The sequence below is a fragment of the Kitasatospora sp. NPDC057015 genome, from assembly GCF_042673745.1.
In the GTDB taxonomy this organism is placed as follows: domain Bacteria; phylum Actinomycetota; class Actinomycetes; order Streptomycetales; family Streptomycetaceae; genus Kitasatospora.
Genome location: NZ_JBHUSG010000087.1, coordinates 1 through 17,682, shown reverse-complemented (window position 1 = coordinate 17,682; position 17,682 = coordinate 1). Strand labels below are relative to the sequence as shown.

Here is a 17,682-nt window from a genome sequence, read left to right as displayed (position 1 = left end):
CCGAAGGCCGACAGGATCGGCCCCTCGACGGTGATCCGGCCGTTGTCGACGACGCCACCGGGCAGGACCAGTCGGGCGCCGGCCAGTGCAGTACGCGGCGGGAGAGCCGCCGCGCGGACTCGCGTGGTCACAAAGCCACCCTCGAATTGGCAGTATGTGGCACCTGACCGAGGATCGGTTCGGCCGGGAGCGAAGGCGCAACTGGCGGCGCCGCGCGCTGTGCGGGCGGCACCGGCAGTCCGTCGGTGGACAGGCCGCCCCTCAGCGGCCTGTCCACCGTTGTGGTGAGTCAGCCGATCGGCGGCCCACCCACCGTTCCGTCAGGCGATCGGAGCCTGCCCGCTGCGCGCCGAGGCAGGCGGGCGGACGACTCCAGCAGCTGACGGAAGATCATAGTTACTTGAAATGCAGTCCTTTGCGTTGGCCAGGCAGCTTCGGGCCGACGCTCCGGTCCGCCTCCTGGCGAACGTCTCGGGCTGGGTGATCACGGCTTTCGTTCCACTGGGCGACGACGGGCCTGCCGTGTTCGGTGCCCAGCCGGCTGACCGTGGCGGTGTCCAGACGGAACAGGCTTCCGGCTGCCGGGGGAAGGCCGAGCCGGCGGGCGGCCAGGGCGCGCAGGAAGTGCCCGTGCCCGACGACGATGACGATGCCCGCTGCTGAGTCAAGGTCCGGGCGCAGGGATGCGAGGACGCGGTCCGCGCGAGCACCCACCTCCTGGGGGCTCTCGCCCGGCTGGTCGGTGCCGGCGGGTACGCCGTCGCGCCAGAGGTTCCATTCGGGGCGTCGCCGGAGGATGTCGGCTGTACGCAGACCCTCGTATGCCCCGTAGTCCCATTCACGCAGGTCGTCGCAGATATGCGGGTCTGGCAGGCCAGCCAGCTGGGCGGTGTGCGTCGCGCGGGTGCGGGGGCTGGACAGGACGCGGGCGACATCGAGAGCCTGGAGCGGCGCGGTGAGCTGCCGTGCCTGCTGCTCACCGTGGGCCGTCAGCGGCAGATCGGTGATGCTGGTGTGCCGCCGGTCGACGGTCCATGCGGTTTCGCCGTGGCGGATGAGAAGGAGGTCACCCATGGGTGACTCCGGCGGCCGGGTTGCGGCCAGCGGCGTGGGCCGGCAGGCGCGGGGTGGTGGCGGTGCCGTGTGAACTGGTCATGGACTCACGCTCCACGCTGTGTGGTCGCGGGCAGCGATCGTGTTGAGGAGGCGGGCGGTGGCGGCGGTCATGGCTGCGCGGGCGTCGCTGAGGTAGCTTCGGGGGTCAACGCCCTGCCGTTCGTCGCTGAGGCGCTGGCGGACGGCATCGGTCATGGCGATGTTGAGGGCAGTGCCGATGTTGACCTTGCTTATGCCTCCGGCGACCGCGGCGAGGAGTTCGGCGTCCGGCAGGCCGGACGAGCCGTGTAGGACGAGCGGAATGCTGATGCTCTCGTGCAGCTGCTGGAGGAGTTCGCGGTCGATGGTCGCGGTGCGGGAGGTCATGGCGTGAGTGCTGCCGATGGCGACGGCGAGGGCGTCGATCCGGGTGTCCTCAATGTACTGGACGGCCTCGGCGGGGTCGGTGCGCGCACCTGGTGCGTGGGCATCGAGCGCCCCTTGGCCGTCCTTGCCGCCCACCTCGCCGAGTTCCGCTTCGGCCCAGATGCCGTGGGCATGGGCCCAGTCCACGGCGCGGTGGGTGACGTCCACGTTCTGCTCGTACGGCAGGTGGGCCGCGTCGATCATCACCGAGCTGATGCCGCACTCCGCGGCGGCCGGAAGCAGGTCGAGGTTCTTGACGTGGTCAAGGTGCAGTGCAACCTCGACCCGTGCTGTGCGGGCCGCAGCGGCCGCCGCTGCGGCCAGGGGCGCGAGGCGGCCGAGCCGGAACCTCACGGCGTTCTCGCTGATCTGCAGGATGACGGGCCGGCTGGCTGCTTCGGCGCCGCTGATGACCGCCTCGACGTGTTCGAGGGTGATGACGTTGACAGCGGCGACTGCGGTGCCGCGGGAAACCGCGCGGTCAACGAGGTCGCTGGTGGTGGCGAGGGGCATGGTGCTCCCGGAGGGTGAGGGTGCGCGGCGGTCAGAGGGCTTCGATGTGGACCGCGGGCAGGAGGGCTTGATGGAGGTCGCGGTCGAAGCGGCCGGCGTAGGGCGCGGCGACGGTGGCGGCGGAGAGTGCGACGGCGTCGGCGAGGGCCAGTGGCCAGGGAACGGCATCGGCGAGGGCTGCGGCGAGGGAGGCGACGGCCGCGTCGCCGGCGCCGGTGGGATTGCCACGAATGGTGAAGGAGGCGGGAAGGCACGCTCGCCAGGTGCCGTCGGGTGTGACGGCGAGGATGCCGTCCGGTCCGAGTGAGGCGATCACGCTCTGAGCCCCGAGGTCCTTGAGGGCCCGGGCGGCCTCCAGAGGGTCGGTGAGCCCGGTGGCGGCGAGGAGTTCGGCGCCGTTGGGCTTGACGAGGGTGGGCCGGGCGTCCAGTGCTGCTGTCAGGGGGAGCCCGTCGGAGTCGAGGATGACGGGCAGGCCGCGCTGGTGGGCCAGGACGACGAGTGCGCGGTAGGCGCTCGGGGGAAGGCCGGCCGGAAGGCTCCCGGAGACCACCAAGACCTGGGCACCGGGCAGAAGGCCGTGGACGACACCGGTGAGGGTGTGCCACCAACCGTCGTCCGGTGCGGCTCCGGGTTCGTTGAGCATGGTCACGTCGTCGTCGGCGGCGACAGCGATAGTGCGCCGGGTGGGCCCGCCCCCCGGAACCACGCAGTGGGTGACGCCTGCACGCTTCAGGTCATCCTGGACGGCGATGCCGTTGGCACCGGCAAGCGGGAGTACGGCGGTGGTGCGGCGGCCGAGCGCGGTCAGTACGCGGGAGACGTTGACGCCCTTCCCGCCGGCCTGTTCGTGCGTCTCGATGACACGGTGCGTGGTGTTCGGGGTGAGGGTCTTCACGCTGTAGGTGACATCGAGTGCCGGGTTGGCAGTGACGGTGACGATCACCGGACTCTTCCTCCCCTGTCGGAGCGGACGGTGATGAGGTCGAGTGCGGCCAGGCCCGCACCGAGGCAACCCGCCCGGTCCCCGAGTTCGGCCTGGGCGAGCACGGGAACGGCGGCAACGACGGCCTTGGACGCCATCGCGGCTCGCAGGGGCGACAGGAGGAGTTCGCCGGATTCGGCGACTCCTCCGCCCAGCACGATGAGCGGGGGGTCGATGATCGTCATGGTCTGGAGCAGCGTGTCGGCGAGTGCGTCGATGGCCTGCTCCCAGACGCGGCGGGCGGCTTCTTCGCCGGCGGCGGAGCGGGCGGCGACTTCGGCGGCGTCGGCGGAGTGCCCGGTGGTCATGGCGTAGCGGCGGGAGATGGCGGTGGCCGAGGCGTAGGTCTCGGCGCAGCCGCGGGCTCCGCAGGCGCACTGGTCGCCGCCGGGGCGGATGGTGAGGTGGCCTATCTCGCCGGCACGGTGGTGGGCGCCGGGTTCGGGGGTGGCGTCGGTCATGATGGCGGCGGCGATGCTGGTGCCGATGGGGACGAAGAGGAATCTGCGGTGCCCGCGGCCGGCGCCGAGGCGGGCTTCGGCGATGCCGCCTGCTCTGACGTCGTGGGTGATGGCGACGGGCAGGCCGGTGGCCTTGGCGATGAGGTCGCCGAAGGGGATGTCGCGCCAGCCGATGGTGGCCGAGTACAGGACGGTACCGGCGGCTTCGTCGACGATTCCGGGGAGCGCGAGGCCGATGGCGTGGGCGGGTGCTCCGGCGCGGCGGGCGGCTTCGGCCAGTTCGGTGGCGAGGTCGGTGATGGTCCGGATGACCGCTTCGGGGCCGCGCTCACGTGCGGTGGGACGCCAGAGCTGGTGGTGGACGCCTGCGTGGGCGTCGATGAGCGCGGCCTTGATGCCGGTACCACCGACATCGATCGCGATGGCGCGGGGGACGGCGGGGCTCATGCGTCTTCGAGGACGACGGAGCGGGTGAGGTTGCGGGGTTGGTCCGGGTTGATGCCGCGGGCCTTGGCGAGGGCGGCGGTCAGGCGGTGGACGCGGACGAGTTCGGCGAGCGGGTCGAGGCTTCCCTCGATCCACAGGGCGCCGGTGGACCGGACCTGTTCGGCCAGCCCCTGGGAGGCGGTGCCGAGCATCCAGGTGACGGTGCCGGGGGCGGAGATGCTGATGGGGCCGTGGCGGTACTCCATGGCGGGGTAGGACTCGGTCCAGGCGCGGGCGGCTTCGCGCATCTTCAGGGCTGCCTCATTGGCGAGGCCGGTGGTCCAGTTGGCGCCGAGGAAGGTGAACTGGGTGGCGGTCAGGAGTTCCTCGGGCAGCGGGTCGGCCAGGGCGGCGCGGGCGTCGGCCTCGACCTGGGGCGTGTGCAGGCCGAGGTTGGCACGCAGGAGGGTCAGGGCGGTGGTGGCGAAGCGGGTCTGGACGACGGACTGCTCGTCGGCGAACTCCAGCACGATGGTGCAGTCGGCGACGGTGATGATCGGTGTGCGGGGGTCCGCGGTGATGGCGATGGTGCGGGTCGTGCCGCGGAGGACGCCGAGCAGGTCGAGGACTTCGGTGGTCGTCCCGGACCGGGTGAGCGCGATGACCGTGTCGTAGGCGCGGTGGGTGGGGAATTCGGAGGCCGCGTAGGCGTCCGTCTCGCCCCGGCCGCTTCCTTCTCGCAGGCCGGCGTAGGCCTGGGCCATGTAGAGGGAGGTGCCGCAGCCGATCACGGCGACGCGCTCGCCGGGCGCGGGCAGGTTGCCCGTGTGGCCGGGGGCCATGGCGGCGGCGCGTGCCCAGCTCTCGGGCTGGCTGGCGGTCTCGGCTTCCACGTGGAACACGGGTTCTCCAGGATGGTGGGTGAGGCTGTCGCCGCGCGGCGGGTGGGAAGGCGTGGGTGTTACTTGACGGATCCGGCGGTGAGGCCGGAGACGACCTTTCCTTCGATGAGCCCGAAGAGGACGACGACGGGGAGGATGGCGACGACGGATCCGGCGAAGAGGTAGTTCCACTGGACGGTGTAGTTGCCGATGAAGCTGTTGATACCGACAGTGAGCGGCTGGCTGTCGGGGGTGGTGGTGAGGCGCAGGCCCATCACGAATTCGTTCCAGGCGGAGATGAACGTGAAGATGAGGGCGGTCACCAGGCCGGGCATGGCCAGGGGCAACGTGACGCGACGCAGGGCGCCGAAGCGTCCGAGGCCGTCGATCTGGGCGGCTTCCTCCAGTTCGACGGGGATGGAGGAGATGTAGGCGGTGAGGATCCAGATCGCGAACGCGAGGTTGAAGGCCGCGTTGCAGATGATCAGGGTCCAGGCGGTGTTGAGCATCCCGAACTGGTAGAACTCGCGGTACAGGCCCACGATCAGCGAGGTGGGCTGGAACATCTGGGTGACCAGGACGAGCAGCAGGAAGACGTTGCGGCCGTGGTAGCGGACGCGTGCCGTGTAGTACGCGGCGGGTAGGGCGACGATCAGGACGAGCAGGGTGGAGCCGGCGGCGACGAGCAGAGTGACGCGCAAGTTGGTGCCCAAGGTCGACTCTCGCCAGACGTCGATGAGGTTGGACCAGGCGAAGTGGCTGGGCAGGTAGGTGGCGTCGCGCAGTTCGTCGGCGGGGCGGAGCGCGGTGATGATCATTTCGGCGTACGGCAGCAGGAACAGCAGCGCAAGGAACCAGGCCGTGACTGCGAGCAGGGCCGTGCGGCGGCTGATCGCCGGCTTTCTCCTGCCCGTGCGGCGTGGGGACGCAGGGGCAGGAGTGGTTATGCGGCGCTGGGACGTTGGGGCGTGAGTGGTCATCAGTTCTCCTCGTTCCAGCGGCTGACCTTGAGGAAGGCCAGCACCATGACCACGATCAGGCCGAAGTTGACGACGGACATGGCGGCGGATTCGCCGATGTCGGTGTTCATCAGCTGGAAGGCGAAGACGGTGGTGGTCGCGGTGTCGCTGTCCGGGCCGCCCTGGGTCATGCCCCAGATGATGGGGAAGGAGTTGAAGACGTTGATCAGGTTGATCACCAGCGCGACGAGCAGGGCCGGGCGCAGCATGGGCAGGGTGATGAGGCGGTAGGTCTGCCAGGTGCTGGTGCCGTCGACCTTGGCTGCTTCGTAGACCTCGCCGGGGACGGTCTGGAGGCCGGCGAGGAGGGTGTAGGTGGTGAAGGGGAGGGAGACGAAGACGGCGACCAGGGCCATCCAGGGCTTGGCGCTGGCGGCGTCGCCGAGCCAGTCCTGGGGTCCGTCGACGATGCCGAGGTCGGTCATGGCGGTGTTGAGGACGCCGGCGGTCTGGTTGAGCATCCATTTGAAGCCGATGGAGGTCATCAGGACGGATGCGGCCCAGGGGGCGATGAGTGCCCAGCGGGTGAGGCGGCGGCCGGGGAAGTTCTGGTTGAACAGCTGGGCCAGGGCGAGCGAGACGACGATGGTGGAGGCGACGACTGCGACGGTCCACAGCGCGGTCCAGAGGAGGACCGGGAGGAAACCGGGTTCGTCGAAGAGCTTGCGGTACTTGTCGAGGCCGGCGCTTCCGCGGACGAAGCCGCTGGTGCTGATCCGCAGGAACGAGGTGCGGACCATCTCGACGACGGGCCACAGGACGACGAGCAGGATCAGGGCGATGGCCGGGCCGATCCACGGCAGCGGGCCGACGCCACGACGACGGGCCTTCGTGCCGGGCCGAGCGTGGTGGGGGCTCTCTGTGCCCTTGGGTGGAGTCTGTGGTGACACTGGATGGTGCCCTTCGAGGGGTGCGGGTCGAGCCGGGCGCCGACCGGGTCAGGGAGGGTGGCGCCCGGGCTCGGGCTCGGTGCGGCGCTCGGCCGCGGGCTGCTACTTGTCGGCGGCCGCGGCTTCGGCCTTCTTCTGCAGGTCGCCGAGGACCTTGGCGGCGTCGCCGGAGACCGCGGTGCCGCCGCTCTTCTTGATCTCGGCGGAGACCGCGTCCCAGCTGGTGTCACCCAGCGGGTAGAACTTCGCCTGCGGGAGCAGCGCGAAGAACGGCGCCAGGTCGGCGTGCTTGCCGCTGCTCGTCATGTCGGCGAGGGTGTCCTTGGTGACCGGCATCAGGTTGTACAGCTCGTCGAACTTGAGCGTGTTCTCCTTGTTGAAGGCGAAGTCGAGAAACGCCTTCACCTGCTGCTGGTGGCCGTTCTTCTTGAACGCCATCACCCAGTCGGCCACGCCGAGGGTCGAGGCCAGCGGGCCGGACTTGCCGGGGATGGCGGAGACCGCGTAGTCGACCTTGCCGTCCTTGGACATCTGGATCAGCGACGGGTGCCCGTTCAGCATCGCGGTCTTGCTGGCCGCGAAGTCCGCGAAGGCGGTCTTGCGGTCGGTGGTGGCCGGGTTCGGGTAGGTCAGCCCGCCGTCGACCAGGTTCGCCTTCAGCCAGCTGAACGTCTCCACGTTCGCCGCGGAGTTGAGGGTGTACTTGCCGGAGGCGTCGGTCACGCCGCCGCCGTTGCCCAGCTCCCACATCAGGCTCTCGCCCTGGGCCTCCTCCGGGCCGAGCGGCAGCGCGTAGGGGGTGACGCCCGGGACCTTCGCCTTGATCAGCTCGGCGTCCTTCTTGACCTCGTCCCACGTCTTGGGGGCCTCGGCGATACCGGCCTGCGCGAAGATCGCCTTGTTGTAGAAGAACGCCCGCGCGGAGGACACGAACGGAATGCCGTACTGGGTGTCCTTGACCTGACCGGCCTTGGAGAACGTCTCGATGAAGTTCGCCTGCGTCGCCGGCGACAGCACGTCAGTGGCCTTGTACAGCAGGTCGTCCGCGACCTTGTCCGCGTACCCGCCGGTCTGCAGCACGTCCGGGACGTTGCCGGACTGGATCATCGTCTTGACCTGCTTGTCGATGTCGTTCCAGTTCACCACCTGGACGTCGACCGTGATGTTCGGGTTGGCCGCGGTGAACGCGGAGGCGACGCCATCCCAGTAGGCCTTGGAACTGTTGGACTCCTTGTCGCCGTAGTCGGCCGCCACCAGCTTGATCGTGGTCTTCGAGGAGCCAGCGGCAGGGGAGTCCGAGGTGCTGGAGGAGCACGCCGAGAGCGCGAGGGCGCCGGTGACACCGATGGCCGAGAGGCACAGCAGACGTCGCTTCATGACATTTCGCCTTTGTGCGCGGACCGTGCATTGCGCGGTCCGGGGGGATGGGTGGGGACGACGGCTTCGTCGGAAGTGAGGGTGGATCCGGGGTGCGGCCCATCGGAGAGCAGAGTCATGCGCTCCGGCCGACTTGCCGTTGTGGGGCGTCGTCCCGCGGTGAGCGCAAGTCTTAACGGGTTCTGGCGGCGATCTCTAGCTCGGTTATCGAATCGTTGCCGCGCTAGGCCGACAAATCAGACATAAAGCCCGATTCCTTGCTCTTTTTGCTTACTTCTGCAAGTCAACTGCCTCAATGAAGCATAATACGTCACAAGAAGAAGCGATAGGTGACGCAAAGAGCAACAGTGCGGTGCGGGTCACCGGGTGGTCCGGTCGCCCGCACTGCACGGCCGACGATCGAATCCGGCTCGCACAGGAGGCCGTTGTGACGGCTCATCAGAACCAAGGCGCCACCGCTGGCACCTTGCAGGAACCCGCAGGCCATACACACCTTCCACACCGGCGTGCCACCGGAAGACTGCTACTGGGCTCGCTGAACGGCTCGGCCCCTCCGAGCCGCACTGGGCATCTCGCCTTCGCCTGCTCCCCCGCCCGGCGGTACCCCGGCGTCGCCCCGCCAGCAGCTCCCGCGCGCAGTGCGGTGATCGCTCTCGATGTCTGCGCGGAGCGGATCACGGGCGCCCTGCTGCCGGCCACCGGTTCCGGCACCGTCGAGCAGTGGCACACCCGCTCCGACCGCTCGCGCGACGACGTCATCGACACGGTGCTCAACTGCGCGGACTTCCTCGCCGGCCAGGCGGCCCGAGCCGGACTGACGGTGACCCGAGCCGGACTGGCCCTGCCCCGGCGGCTCCCGGGCACCACCGGAGGGCAGGGTGCCCCGGCGGCCCCTGGCTGGTCCGAGGCCCTCGTCGAGGTGTGGATGAGCGAACACCTCGACCTTCCCGTCACCGTGGTGCAGAGGCTGGAGAGCGCAGCCCTCGCGGAGGCCCACTTCGGTGCGGGCTTCGGCTGCGAGCGCTTCGTCTACCTCGGCGCCGGCGGGGACGCCCTGCTCGTGACGAGCGCGCGGCCCCTCCCCCGCGCGGCAACCGGCCACGCGTCCGCGGTCACGACCCTGATCGACTCGCGCACCACGAGAAGCCCCCGGTACGCGTGCCACCTCACCTACCGGCTGCCGTCCGCACGCCCCGGCGGCGAGAGTGCCCCGACAGCGATCCCGCACACGGCGATCACACGCCAGCAGCCGGGGCGGATCGTGGTCGAGGGCGACAAGGAGTACGTCCGCCAAGTAGCCGCGTCACTGCGGGAGTCGCGCACACGCATCGGAGGTGGGGCACCGGCCCCCGTGATCGCCGCCCCACTCCGCTCACGAGCCGCCTGCCTGGGCGCCGCGCTCGTGGCCAGAAGCGCGCAGCCCGGCATCGGGTCCACCGGACATGCACGGACGGCTCCCGGATGACACAGGCCCTGGTCTAGGCCATATCCCCCCAAGCCAATAGGGTGGGAGACAGACAGGATCAAGCACTACACGTCGGGCGTCGGATCGAGGTCCACGCCCGGTTCGCATACAGGATGGACGGTTCATGGGCGCGCACGAGCGGTGGACTCACCTGCTGGAAGCACTCGGAGAAGCGGGCCACCTCTCCGTGGCGGAGGCCTCCGAGAAGCTGGGCGTCTCCACGGCGACGGTCCGGCGTGACATGGACGAGCTGGCCCGCCAGCAGATGCTGACCCGGACCCGCGGCGGGGCCGTACTGAGCTCGGTCTCCTACGACCTCCCGCTGCGCTACAAGACCGCGCGCCGGGCCAACGAGAAGCAGCGCATCGCCGAGGCGGCCGCCGCCCTCGTACCCGTGGGAGGCATCGTCGGCCTCAACGGCGGCACCACCACCTCGGAGGTCGCCCGTGCACTGGCGACCCGGGCCGACCTCACCGACATCGGTCCCGGCGAATCCCTCACCGTTGTCACCAACGCCATCAACATCGCCAACGAACTCGCCGTGCGCCCGCAGATCAAGGTGGTCGTCACCGGCGGCGTCGCTCGTCCCAACTCCTATGAACTCACGGGCCCGTTGGCAACCCACGTCCTTCAGTCCCTCGCCCTGGACGTGGCCATCCTCGGCGTCAACGCCGTCGATGCCCACTTCGGCGCCGCCACCCACGACGAGGGCGAGGCGAGCGTCAACCGCGCCATCGCCGAGCGCGCCGACAGAATCGTCATCGTCGCGGACTCCAGCAAGCTCGGACGACGAGCCTTCGCCCAGGTCTGCCAGATGGCCACCGGATCCGTCCTGGTCACCGACAAGGACGCCGACCCCGACGTGATCCAGCAGTTCACCGGCCAGGGCATCGAGGTCATCCAGGTCTGAATCACGGCATCAACCGACGACCGGGCGCGGGCACCGCGGGCGGACCGCCCGTAAGTGCCAGGCCCAGAACCACCGCAGGGAGCACCTCGGCGCCGCTGCCCCGCCAGCGCCTACGCCCGTCACCAGCAGCGCTCGGGACACTGATGTACCAGGTGGACGCGAGCAGTTGGACGTCGCAGCCGAGGAGCTCCGCAGGTAGCTCCGAGCCGGAGCCGACGCGCAGGAGCCAGTAGAACATCCCGGTCACCCGATCCTCGATGACGCTGCCGTTGCCCGGCCCGAGTCGGCGCAGCATCTCCTCACCGCGCGCCCGGGTCGTGCGCAGTACGTCGTGGTCGACGCCTACGGCAAGAATCGCAGCCCGGCCGGGGCCGTCCGGCGTACGGGGCGAGCCGAGCGCGCGCATCGGCTCCCTGTACTCGTATCCTCCCAGCGCAAGCATGCCTGCCTCCCTGCATCACGGCGCACTGCCGTCGGAGAGATCTGGACGCGTCAGCGTCTCAGGCGACACATTATGCTCGATTAGGCTGTTTTTCCAGCTTTATCCTGCATGAGTGAGCATATCGTTGCATCCGATGCGTCTTGCCACCGCTCTGCCGCGCCCACCGGTGCCGCGCGCGCCGTGTCCCGACCGGCCGACAGTGACGGCTCGCAACAATCCGCTACGCGCCCTTGACAGGACGAAACGAAGGGCGTAATCCCCTTCCCCTGTGTCTGCGGTCGGGGCGGCGAACGCGCCTCGACCGCAGACACGGCTCAGCCCTCCACCACCGGGGCCCAGGCACTGAACATCTGGCTGGCACCCGGCGTCTGCTGCTTCATGATCTGGAGCCTTCCGTCGTCCCCGACCGCGAACACGAGAACGCGCCCGGTTCGGTCGGTGGCCGCTGCCGGCTCGCCGACGAGGAAGCCGTATCTGTCGGACCACGCCCCGTAGCCCCCGTTGGGGGCCGACTGCTTCTGCGTGCTGACGCCGCCGCTGGCATTGTGCTCAAACAGCGTGATGCGGTCGTCCCCGGTGGGCACGGTGTCCTGGTTCGGAGCACTCACCGCGGCGACCGGGCCGATTCCACCGTCGCCGGCCAGCCGCTGTGTTGTTGTGGACCATGAACCGTCCACCTTCTGCCAGGTGTGCTCCACGCTCCCCGCATCGGCTGCCGGGACGGACCCCATCGCGGGAACGGCCTTCGTACGGTAGAAGACGTCGAGTCGGCCGTCCGCGTTCTTGGCGACCGTGGGAGGACCGGACGGCTCCCTGAAGGCGAAGGCCTGCTTAGTACTGCAACGGTGCTTACCGTGACGGTTGTCGGGTTCGCTCGTTGGGCTGTTCATGGGTGGGGACATATCCGAGGTCGATGCTCGGCGCTGGTCGGACGGGCTTGCCGGGGTGCATGAGCGGTTTGCCCACTGGTTCGCGCGGAGCGAGTCGCGGGAGTCGGCGTTGGCCTACATGCGGGGCCTGCTTGCTCCGTTGGAGCGCAAGAACGGGTGGGTGCGCCACGAGGCGCCATGTGACCGAGTGGAGGTGCGAGACCTCTACCGCCGGGCCGTCGCAGCGGCCGGGTAGAAGCTGAGGGCAGTCTGGTCCGGGGAACGCCGGGGAGGATGGCAAGCAGCCCTGACAACGCCGGGACGGTGCGGCACTTCCAGACGAGCCGGGTCCGGCAAGCGAGGCCAGAAGGCGTACGAAGAGGAACCCGTGTAAAGCCCCGTAAGTCTTGTCACCGGCTCCAACCTGGAGGATGTGGGCCGGGGTGCAGTGCGTGGCCACTTGCTCTGCTGGGGTGGTCAACTCCGAAGCCGGTCTCCAACTGCCGGCGAGGAGGCCACGTTGAAGGTCTGCGGCGTAGACGTGGCGATGCTGCCGGGGTAGTAGCGGGACGCCGACCTGGCCGATCGGCACATGGTGAACGTGGGAACCGCCTGCGGTCGTCCCACCGGCCGGACAACCAGTCCGGATCGGTTGGGACAGGCCCGTTGCCGGCTGAGGGCCGCAGGTGGGGCGGAGGCCCCGTAGTAGTCCGAGCGGAGGAAAGCTCCGTACATGGCGAAGGGGGCCAGCAAGTCGGCAGGGAGGAGATTGCAATGCCGGGAGGTCGTTGGTGAATACCGACGCGCTGGACATCGCCCTGATCAGGGCCGAGCGCCGGGTACTGGAGATGCAGACCAAACTGCACTGTTGGGCGAACGGTGATCGTGATCGCCGGTTCGATGACCTGTTCAATCTCGTTGCCGATCCCGCGTTCCTGCTCGTCGCGTGGGTTCGGGTGCGGGGCAATCGGGGCGCACGCTCGGCCGGGGTGGACGGACAGACCGCCCGCTCCGTGGAGGCCGGGCGCGGGGTCGAGGTCTTCCTCGACGAAGTGCGCTGCGATCTGCGGGGACGCTCCTTCGTGCCTCTGCCCGTGCAGGAAAGGATGATCCCCAAGCCGGGAACGGCCAAGCGCCGCCGGTTGGGCATCCCGATGGTGGTTTCATACTGCGCCTCCTGCTGTGAGCGGTGGGGTTGCTGGCTTGAGGTGGACCGAGGCGGCGACCTGCTGGCGGTAGGCGGCCTCGGTGTGGGGGTTCCAGGGGATGCACCAGCGTCCGCTGGCGTCCTTGCGTGCGGGGGTGAGGCTGTTGGCGAGCCAGTAGTAGACGGCATCAGCGCTGACGCCGAGGTGTGCGGCGACCTGCTTGACGGTGAGCTCGCCGGTGCGCAGGCACTGGGTTCGCGGGGTGGGGATCTTGTAGGCGTGGCGGAGCCAGCGGACGGCCTTGACGTCGTAGGGCCGGTTCTTGCCGGTGCGGTGGCCGCGGGCGTTAAGGTTGTCGGCGAGTTCCTGGTCGCTCTGCAGGGGGCCGAGTCGGCGTGCGAGGTCGAGGGCGTCGGTCGGGGTGCGGTCGGGGCCTCGTCGGGCGGTCGTGATCAGGTCAGTGGCACCGGTGTGCCAGCGCACGCCGATGCGTACCTCGCCGGCGGGGCCGTCGGGCAGCACCGTGACGTCGCTGACGAGGGTCCGCAGCAGTCGCTTGCGGTCCTTCGGGCTGGTGGCGGGGTCGTCCCAGAGTCGGGGCAGGTCGGTGGCGAGGGCTTCGAGTTCGGCGCGTCCGGGCAGGGGTGGGCGGGACTGCTGGGCGGTGGCCAGGGCGGCCTCAGCCGCGGTGAGCGCGGCGAGCTTTGCCTCCCAACGGGTCTCCAGGGTGCGGGCGACCAGGCGGTTCTCCGGTTCGACCTGGGTGAAGGCGCGCTCGGCGCGGTCGGCTTCGTAGCGGGCGCGCTCGACGGCGAGTTCGGCGGCGCGGTGGGCGCGGGTGTGCCGTTGAGCAACCTGGTCGGCGGCGTCCAGGGCGAGCGTGATCTGCTCGCTGGTCAGTGCGGTCAGAAGGAGCCGGCCGACAGCCTGGTCGACGACGGTGGCGGAGATGGAGCGGCAGGTGCGCGTTCTGGCGGAGTCGCGGTGGCTCATGCACTCGTAGTAGGCGCGGCCTTTGCGGCCCTGGTAGCGGGTGCCGAACCGGCCGCCGCAGGAGCCGCAGGTGATGACGCCCTGGCACAGCGGCTCGCCCTCGCGTGGTGGGCGGGCGCCGCTTCGGGTGCAGTTGGCGGCGAGTTTGGCCTCGTTGTCGAGGAACTGCTGCCAGGTGATGTAGCCCTTGTGGTGGTCGGTGATCAGGACCTGCCACTGCTCGCGGGGCTGGAGCGGGTAGCTGGTGCGGACGCTGCCGTCCGGGCGTACGGTGCGGCGGGTGCGGTGACGGCCGTAGACATAGGCCCCGGCGTAGGCCGGGTTGGTCAGCACGCCGAGCACGCGGCCGTGGGTGAGGCGTCCCCAGCACAGTTGGCCGTCCCACACACCGCCGTAGGCACGGAGCGGGAACTTGCGGTCGGCGAAGGCGGCGACGGCGACGTAGGCGGAGCCGGTGCGCGCGAACTCGGCGAACACGTCGGCCACCGCGGCACGGACCTCCTCGTCCGGGTCGGGGACGATGGTGCCGTCCTCGTCGTAGACCAGGCCGACCGGCAGTGGAACGTGCAGGTCGCCGCGGGCGGCGGCGGCCTGCTTGGCGCCCTGGAGCCGGCCGGTGAGCAGGTGGAGCTCGGCCTCGGACATGCTGCCCTTGAGGCCGAGCAGCAGCCGGTCGTTGAAGTCCGCCAGGTCGTAGACGCCGTCGAGATCGACCACCAGGGTGTCGGTGAGCCGGGTCAGTTCCAGGAGCCGGGCGATGTCCGCGTTCGAGCGGGCCAGGCGGGAGACCTCCAGGCCGAAGACCGCGCCGGCCTCGGCCAGGCAGACCTTCGCGACCACCTCGTGGAAGCCGCCGCGTTCGCTGCCGAACCGGCCCGAGACGCCCAGGTCCGCGTCGATGACCAGGACCTGTTCGGGTGGCCAGCCCAGCGACACCGCCAGCTCTGCCAGGGCGTACTGACGCGCCGTGGACTCCCCGTGCTCGCGCACCTGCAGCATCGTCGACTGGCGCAGGTAGACGATCGCCAGCCGCGAGCGGTGGGAGGCCGTGATCTTCGACTCGCCGTTCACAGCCGCCACCCCCTTCGGCCGTCAGCGACGCTTCGACCATGTTCGCGAGCACCGCGACGGCCTGGGCACGGTCCCAGCCCCCGTCCATCACGGCACCTCCTCTCGGGCGAGCATCCGACGCGGCGAGGGCCGCGACCTGCGCTTTCATTCACGAGGATCACCCCCTGTCCTGGCGCTGACAACGGCTCACCAGAGCATCAAGGAGCGCGCGAAGCTCGACCAGTGACTCCTGCGACACCCGCGCGCCCTCAGCTGTCGGTCCGCGGTCGGTCCACTCCAGCGGCACCGTCATCCGTGCCCCCGCGCCGGCGTCCACGACGAACATCCGCCTGGTCCCGCGCTTCATCGAGTACAGGACCTCGACCCGGCGGCCGGACAGCGGGTGGAACGGGTGCGTCACGACCAGCCAACCCGAATGCTGCCTGGGGGAAGCGGCACTTTGCCGCCTCCGTCGACTCTGTTGCTCTATTCGGGTCAGTGATCAGGCCGCGAGTTGGTGGGCGAGCCGTGTGAGTCGGCTGGTCCGGGGGCGTTGGGGGCCTTCGGACCAGTGGGCGTCGAGGCGGATGACGTTGATCGCGGTGGCGGAGTAGGCGTGCTGGAGGCTGACCTTGGGCAGGCCGCGGTAGCGGGCCCGGCGCAACCCGGTGACGTCCAGGGCCTGGTTGATGGTGCCCTCGACCCCGGCTCGGAGGGCGTACTTGGCCTGCCAGGTGTCGGTCTTCTGCTTGGCGCGGGCGGCGGCGACGGTCTCGTGGAGTTCGCGGAGCCGCAGGGTGAGCATGCGGTTGCCGCGCGCCGCGGTGGTGCACTTGTCACGGGACGGGCAGGAACCGCAGTCGGAGCGGGCGAACTCGATCACGATGGCGTCGTGGCCGTGCTGCTGGACGGGATACCAGCCGGTGCTGGTGCGACCCTCAGGGCAGCGGACTTGACGGGCTGTCCAGTCGACGCGGAAGGCGCTCTTGTCGAAGCCTTCGGCGGCCTGGGCCTGCCGGGAGTGGTCGGCCAGCAGCGGCGTAATCATGGCGATGCCCTCGTGTGCGGCGGCGGTGACCAGCTCGGCCGAGGGATAACCGGAGTCGAGGTAGTGCTCGCCCGGCTTGACCTGCCGCTCCGTCAGACGCTGCTGGATGCCGGCGGTGGCGGTCACGTCCGGCGCGGTCGAAACGGTGGTGGCCACGTCCGTGACCAGATTCGGAGTCCGGGCCTCGGCCGTGGCGCCGCCGGTGCTGTCGTCGCATGTCTCGGTGAGGTGGACCTTGTAGCCGCACCAGAACAGCTCGTCTCCCTTGGCGGACCAGCGGGCGTCCGCGTCGTAGGGGGAGGCGAGCCGCAGATGGCCGGGCGGGACGCCGTCTTTCTCGGCCTCCCGCTTCCTGACCACCTCCCGTCCCCGGGCATCGGTGTGCACGTAGTAGGTCTGCATGAAGATCCGCCGCAGCAGCTGGACCGCCTCGATCTCCCGAAGCCACCTCGGGGCGTCGGGCGCGCGGACCGCGTGCAGCAGTGCGAGGGCGTCCTGGCCGTAGACCTCGGCCAGCCGGTCCCGCTTCGTCTTCGAGGTGGGCAACCGCCACGAGTCGACCCGCGCCGCGTAGCGCAGCTCCAGCTCCGCCACCGGCATCGCCCGCCCGAGCCAGGCCGGCGCCGCGATGGACAGCGCCTCCAGCGCCGCGCGCACGCTCTCACCGGCCAGCTCCAGCCGGTTCAAGTCCGGCACGGCGCTGATGACATGGGTGGAGTCGGTGCGCTGCTTGCCCCCGGCCGAGATCAGCCCCTCCTGGCGGCAGTGCTCCACCAGCCGGTCGAAGATCAGACGCTCCATACCGTGCCCGACCAACCGGGCCCGGAACTTGGCCAGCACCGTGAAGTCGAAGCCGGGATCGGTCAGCTCCAGACCGTGAAGTCGGCCCGGAGCGCGGTTCCGGCCTTTCGACCGGCCCGTTTCTCCGGACCGCTTCCCGCACCCGCCGTGCGCCTCTCAGCGCAACGGGCGCTCCACAAGCCCCGCTTGTCGATCCGTGAGGTTCTCTCTCATCCCGTGGTCGGCCATGGGGAAGGGATGACTGATCCCCGGTAGCGGTAGCGCGTGGTGCCCACCTTCGCCGGGCTGAACAGTTCCCGTTCCTCGCTGGCCGGCCACCAACCCCCGCCGCAGAAGCGCCGACGGAGGTCCTTCCAGTTCATCCGGGGGTGCTTTCTCCGTAGCCACCAGATGACCCGGCCCCAGACGTAGGAGGTCAGGTACTGGAAGGTGGCGCTGGACACTCCTGGCCGGAAGTAGGCGCACCAACCCCGCAACATCCGGTTGAGCTGGATGAGCAAGGTGTCGAACGGCAGGTCGGTGCCTGTCTTTCGGCACTGCGTCCTGACCTTGTCCATCACGGCCGCGAGGGCCTTGCGGGACGGGTAGGTGTAGACGTAGTACTTCTGGGTTCCTCGCTTGCGGTGGCGCCGGATGCGCCAGCCGAGGAAGACGAGGCCCTCGTCGATATGGGTGATCAGGGTCTTCTCCGGCGACAGGCGCAGGCCCATCGTGGCGAGGACCCCGGCGGCCTCTTCCTTGAGCGCCTCCGCGTGGGCACTGGTGCCCGACACGACCAGGCACCAGTCGTCGGCTTATGCCGATGTGCGGGTTATGCCGACCGGGGTGGTGAAGGTGCTGGTGACGGGCCTGCGAACGCTGGGCTGACCGGCATAATCCGAGT

The 17,682-nt window shown here is 69.7% G+C and carries 16 protein-coding genes and 1 pseudogene; 3 read left to right on the top strand and 14 right to left on the bottom strand.

What is annotated here, in order from left to right:
• Positions 1 to 396: 396 nt before the first annotated feature.
• The 8 genes from ACFTWP_RS40335 to ACFTWP_RS40300 form a co-directional block, all read right to left on the bottom strand.
• The gene (locus tag ACFTWP_RS40335; protein ID WP_380270176.1) at positions 397 to 1,074 is read right to left on the bottom strand and encodes a histidine phosphatase family protein; all 678 of its coding nucleotides are present in this window, start codon (positions 1,072 to 1,074) and stop codon (positions 397 to 399) included.
• A 78-nt stretch (positions 1,075 to 1,152) separates the two neighbouring features.
• Positions 1,153 to 2,034 (bottom strand): ketose-bisphosphate aldolase, encoded by an 882-nt coding sequence (locus tag ACFTWP_RS40330; protein ID WP_380270175.1) that lies wholly within the window; start codon positions 2,032 to 2,034, stop codon positions 1,153 to 1,155.
• A 31-nt stretch (positions 2,035 to 2,065) separates the two neighbouring features.
• Positions 2,066 to 2,980 (bottom strand): 1-phosphofructokinase family hexose kinase, encoded by a 915-nt coding sequence (locus ACFTWP_RS40325; protein WP_380270174.1) that lies wholly within the window; start codon positions 2,978 to 2,980, stop codon positions 2,066 to 2,068.
• Entirely contained in the window at positions 2,977 to 3,927 is a 951-nt protein-coding gene (locus ACFTWP_RS40320; RefSeq protein ID WP_380270173.1) for an ROK family protein, read from the bottom strand. The genes ACFTWP_RS40325 and ACFTWP_RS40320 overlap by 4 nt, the downstream gene beginning before the upstream one ends.
• Positions 3,924 to 4,808 (bottom strand): SIS domain-containing protein, encoded by an 885-nt coding sequence (locus ACFTWP_RS40315; RefSeq protein WP_380270172.1) that lies wholly within the window; start codon positions 4,806 to 4,808, stop codon positions 3,924 to 3,926. The genes ACFTWP_RS40320 and ACFTWP_RS40315 overlap by 4 nt, the downstream gene beginning before the upstream one ends.
• A 59-nt stretch (positions 4,809 to 4,867) precedes the next feature.
• Positions 4,868 to 5,767 carry a carbohydrate ABC transporter permease gene (locus ACFTWP_RS40310; protein ID WP_380270171.1) on the bottom strand — a complete coding sequence of 300 codons (900 nt, stop codon included), beginning with the start codon at positions 5,765 to 5,767 and terminating at the stop codon, positions 4,868 to 4,870.
• Positions 5,767 to 6,696, bottom strand: a complete 930-nt coding sequence (locus ACFTWP_RS40305) for a carbohydrate ABC transporter permease (RefSeq protein WP_380270170.1) — start codon at positions 6,694 to 6,696, stop codon at positions 5,767 to 5,769. The genes ACFTWP_RS40310 and ACFTWP_RS40305 overlap by 1 nt, the downstream gene beginning before the upstream one ends.
• Positions 6,697 to 6,798: 102 nt before the next feature.
• Complete coding sequence (locus ACFTWP_RS40300; RefSeq protein ID WP_380270169.1) at positions 6,799 to 8,073, bottom strand: extracellular solute-binding protein; 1,275 nt, start codon at positions 8,071 to 8,073, stop codon at positions 6,799 to 6,801.
• 643 nt (positions 8,074 to 8,716) lie between these two features.
• Here ACFTWP_RS40300 and ACFTWP_RS40295 point away from each other — a divergent pair.
• Both ACFTWP_RS40295 and ACFTWP_RS40290 read left to right on the top strand, forming a co-directional pair.
• Positions 8,717 to 9,538 (top strand): hypothetical protein, encoded by an 822-nt coding sequence (locus ACFTWP_RS40295; protein ID WP_380270168.1) that lies wholly within the window; start codon positions 8,717 to 8,719, stop codon positions 9,536 to 9,538.
• Positions 9,539 to 9,662: 124 nt separating this feature from the next.
• Positions 9,663 to 10,448: a DeoR/GlpR family DNA-binding transcription regulator gene (locus ACFTWP_RS40290; RefSeq protein WP_380270167.1), complete on the top strand. Its 786-nt coding sequence runs from the start codon at positions 9,663 to 9,665 to the stop codon at positions 10,446 to 10,448.
• A 1-nt stretch (position 10,449) separates the two neighbouring features.
• Here the strand turns inward: ACFTWP_RS40290 and ACFTWP_RS40285 are convergent, their stop codons facing one another.
• Both ACFTWP_RS40285 and ACFTWP_RS40280 read right to left on the bottom strand, forming a co-directional pair.
• Positions 10,450 to 10,890, bottom strand: a complete 441-nt coding sequence (locus ACFTWP_RS40285) for a hypothetical protein (RefSeq protein WP_380270166.1) — start codon at positions 10,888 to 10,890, stop codon at positions 10,450 to 10,452.
• 314 nt (positions 10,891 to 11,204) lie between these two features.
• Positions 11,205 to 11,780 (bottom strand): hypothetical protein, encoded by a 576-nt coding sequence (locus ACFTWP_RS40280; RefSeq protein ID WP_380270165.1) that lies wholly within the window; start codon positions 11,778 to 11,780, stop codon positions 11,205 to 11,207.
• On the opposite strand from ACFTWP_RS40280, the pseudogene ACFTWP_RS40275 reads away from it, so the two are divergent.
• A pseudogene (locus ACFTWP_RS40275) lies at positions 11,779 to 11,952 on the top strand (IS701 family transposase); the annotation flags it as partial. The gene ACFTWP_RS40280 and the pseudogene ACFTWP_RS40275 overlap by 2 nt on opposite strands.
• Before the next feature lie 970 nt (positions 11,953 to 12,922).
• Here ACFTWP_RS40275 and ACFTWP_RS40270 read toward each other — a convergent pair.
• The 4 genes from ACFTWP_RS40270 to ACFTWP_RS40255 form a co-directional block, all read right to left on the bottom strand.
• Positions 12,923 to 14,971 (bottom strand): recombinase family protein, encoded by a 2,049-nt coding sequence (locus ACFTWP_RS40270; RefSeq protein WP_380270164.1) that lies wholly within the window; start codon positions 14,969 to 14,971, stop codon positions 12,923 to 12,925.
• Positions 14,972 to 15,128: 157 nt separating this feature from the next.
• Positions 15,129 to 15,371, bottom strand: a complete 243-nt coding sequence (locus tag ACFTWP_RS40265) for a DUF5372 family protein (protein WP_380270163.1) — start codon at positions 15,369 to 15,371, stop codon at positions 15,129 to 15,131.
• A gap of 81 nt (positions 15,372 to 15,452) precedes the next feature.
• Positions 15,453 to 16,799 (bottom strand): transposase, encoded by a 1,347-nt coding sequence (locus ACFTWP_RS40260; RefSeq protein WP_380270162.1) that lies wholly within the window; start codon positions 16,797 to 16,799, stop codon positions 15,453 to 15,455.
• 209 nt (positions 16,800 to 17,008) lie between these two features.
• Positions 17,009 to 17,572, bottom strand: coding sequence for a group II intron maturase-specific domain-containing protein (locus tag ACFTWP_RS40255; RefSeq protein ID WP_380270161.1), 564 nt, complete (start codon positions 17,570 to 17,572; stop codon positions 17,009 to 17,011).
• Between the last annotated feature and the right edge of the window lie 110 nt (positions 17,573 to 17,682).

What these genes read in the sequence shown, in the direction of transcription:
- ACFTWP_RS40335 (WP_380270176.1), bottom strand. Translation starts at nt 1,074, where the DNA reads ATGGGTGACCTCCTTCTCATCCGCCACGGCGAAACCGCATGGACCGTC.
- ACFTWP_RS40330 (WP_380270175.1), bottom strand. Translation starts at nt 2,034, where the DNA reads ATGCCCCTCGCCACCACCAGCGACCTCGTTGACCGCGCGGTTTCCCGC.
- ACFTWP_RS40320 (WP_380270173.1), bottom strand. Translation starts at nt 3,927, where the DNA reads ATGAGCCCCGCCGTCCCCCGCGCCATCGCGATCGATGTCGGTGGTACC.
- ACFTWP_RS40310 (WP_380270171.1), bottom strand. Translation starts at nt 5,767, where the DNA reads ATGACCACTCACGCCCCAACGTCCCAGCGCCGCATAACCACTCCTGCC.
- ACFTWP_RS40300 (WP_380270169.1), bottom strand. Translation starts at nt 8,073, where the DNA reads ATGAAGCGACGTCTGCTGTGCCTCTCGGCCATCGGTGTCACCGGCGCC.
- ACFTWP_RS40290 (WP_380270167.1), top strand. Translation starts at nt 9,663, where the DNA reads ATGGGCGCGCACGAGCGGTGGACTCACCTGCTGGAAGCACTCGGAGAA.
- ACFTWP_RS40285 (WP_380270166.1), bottom strand. Translation starts at nt 10,890, where the DNA reads ATGCTTGCGCTGGGAGGATACGAGTACAGGGAGCCGATGCGCGCGCTC.
- ACFTWP_RS40280 (WP_380270165.1), bottom strand. Translation starts at nt 11,780, where the DNA reads ATGAACAGCCCAACGAGCGAACCCGACAACCGTCACGGTAAGCACCGT.
- ACFTWP_RS40260 (WP_380270162.1), bottom strand. Translation starts at nt 16,799, where the DNA reads ATGGAGCGTCTGATCTTCGACCGGCTGGTGGAGCACTGCCGCCAGGAG.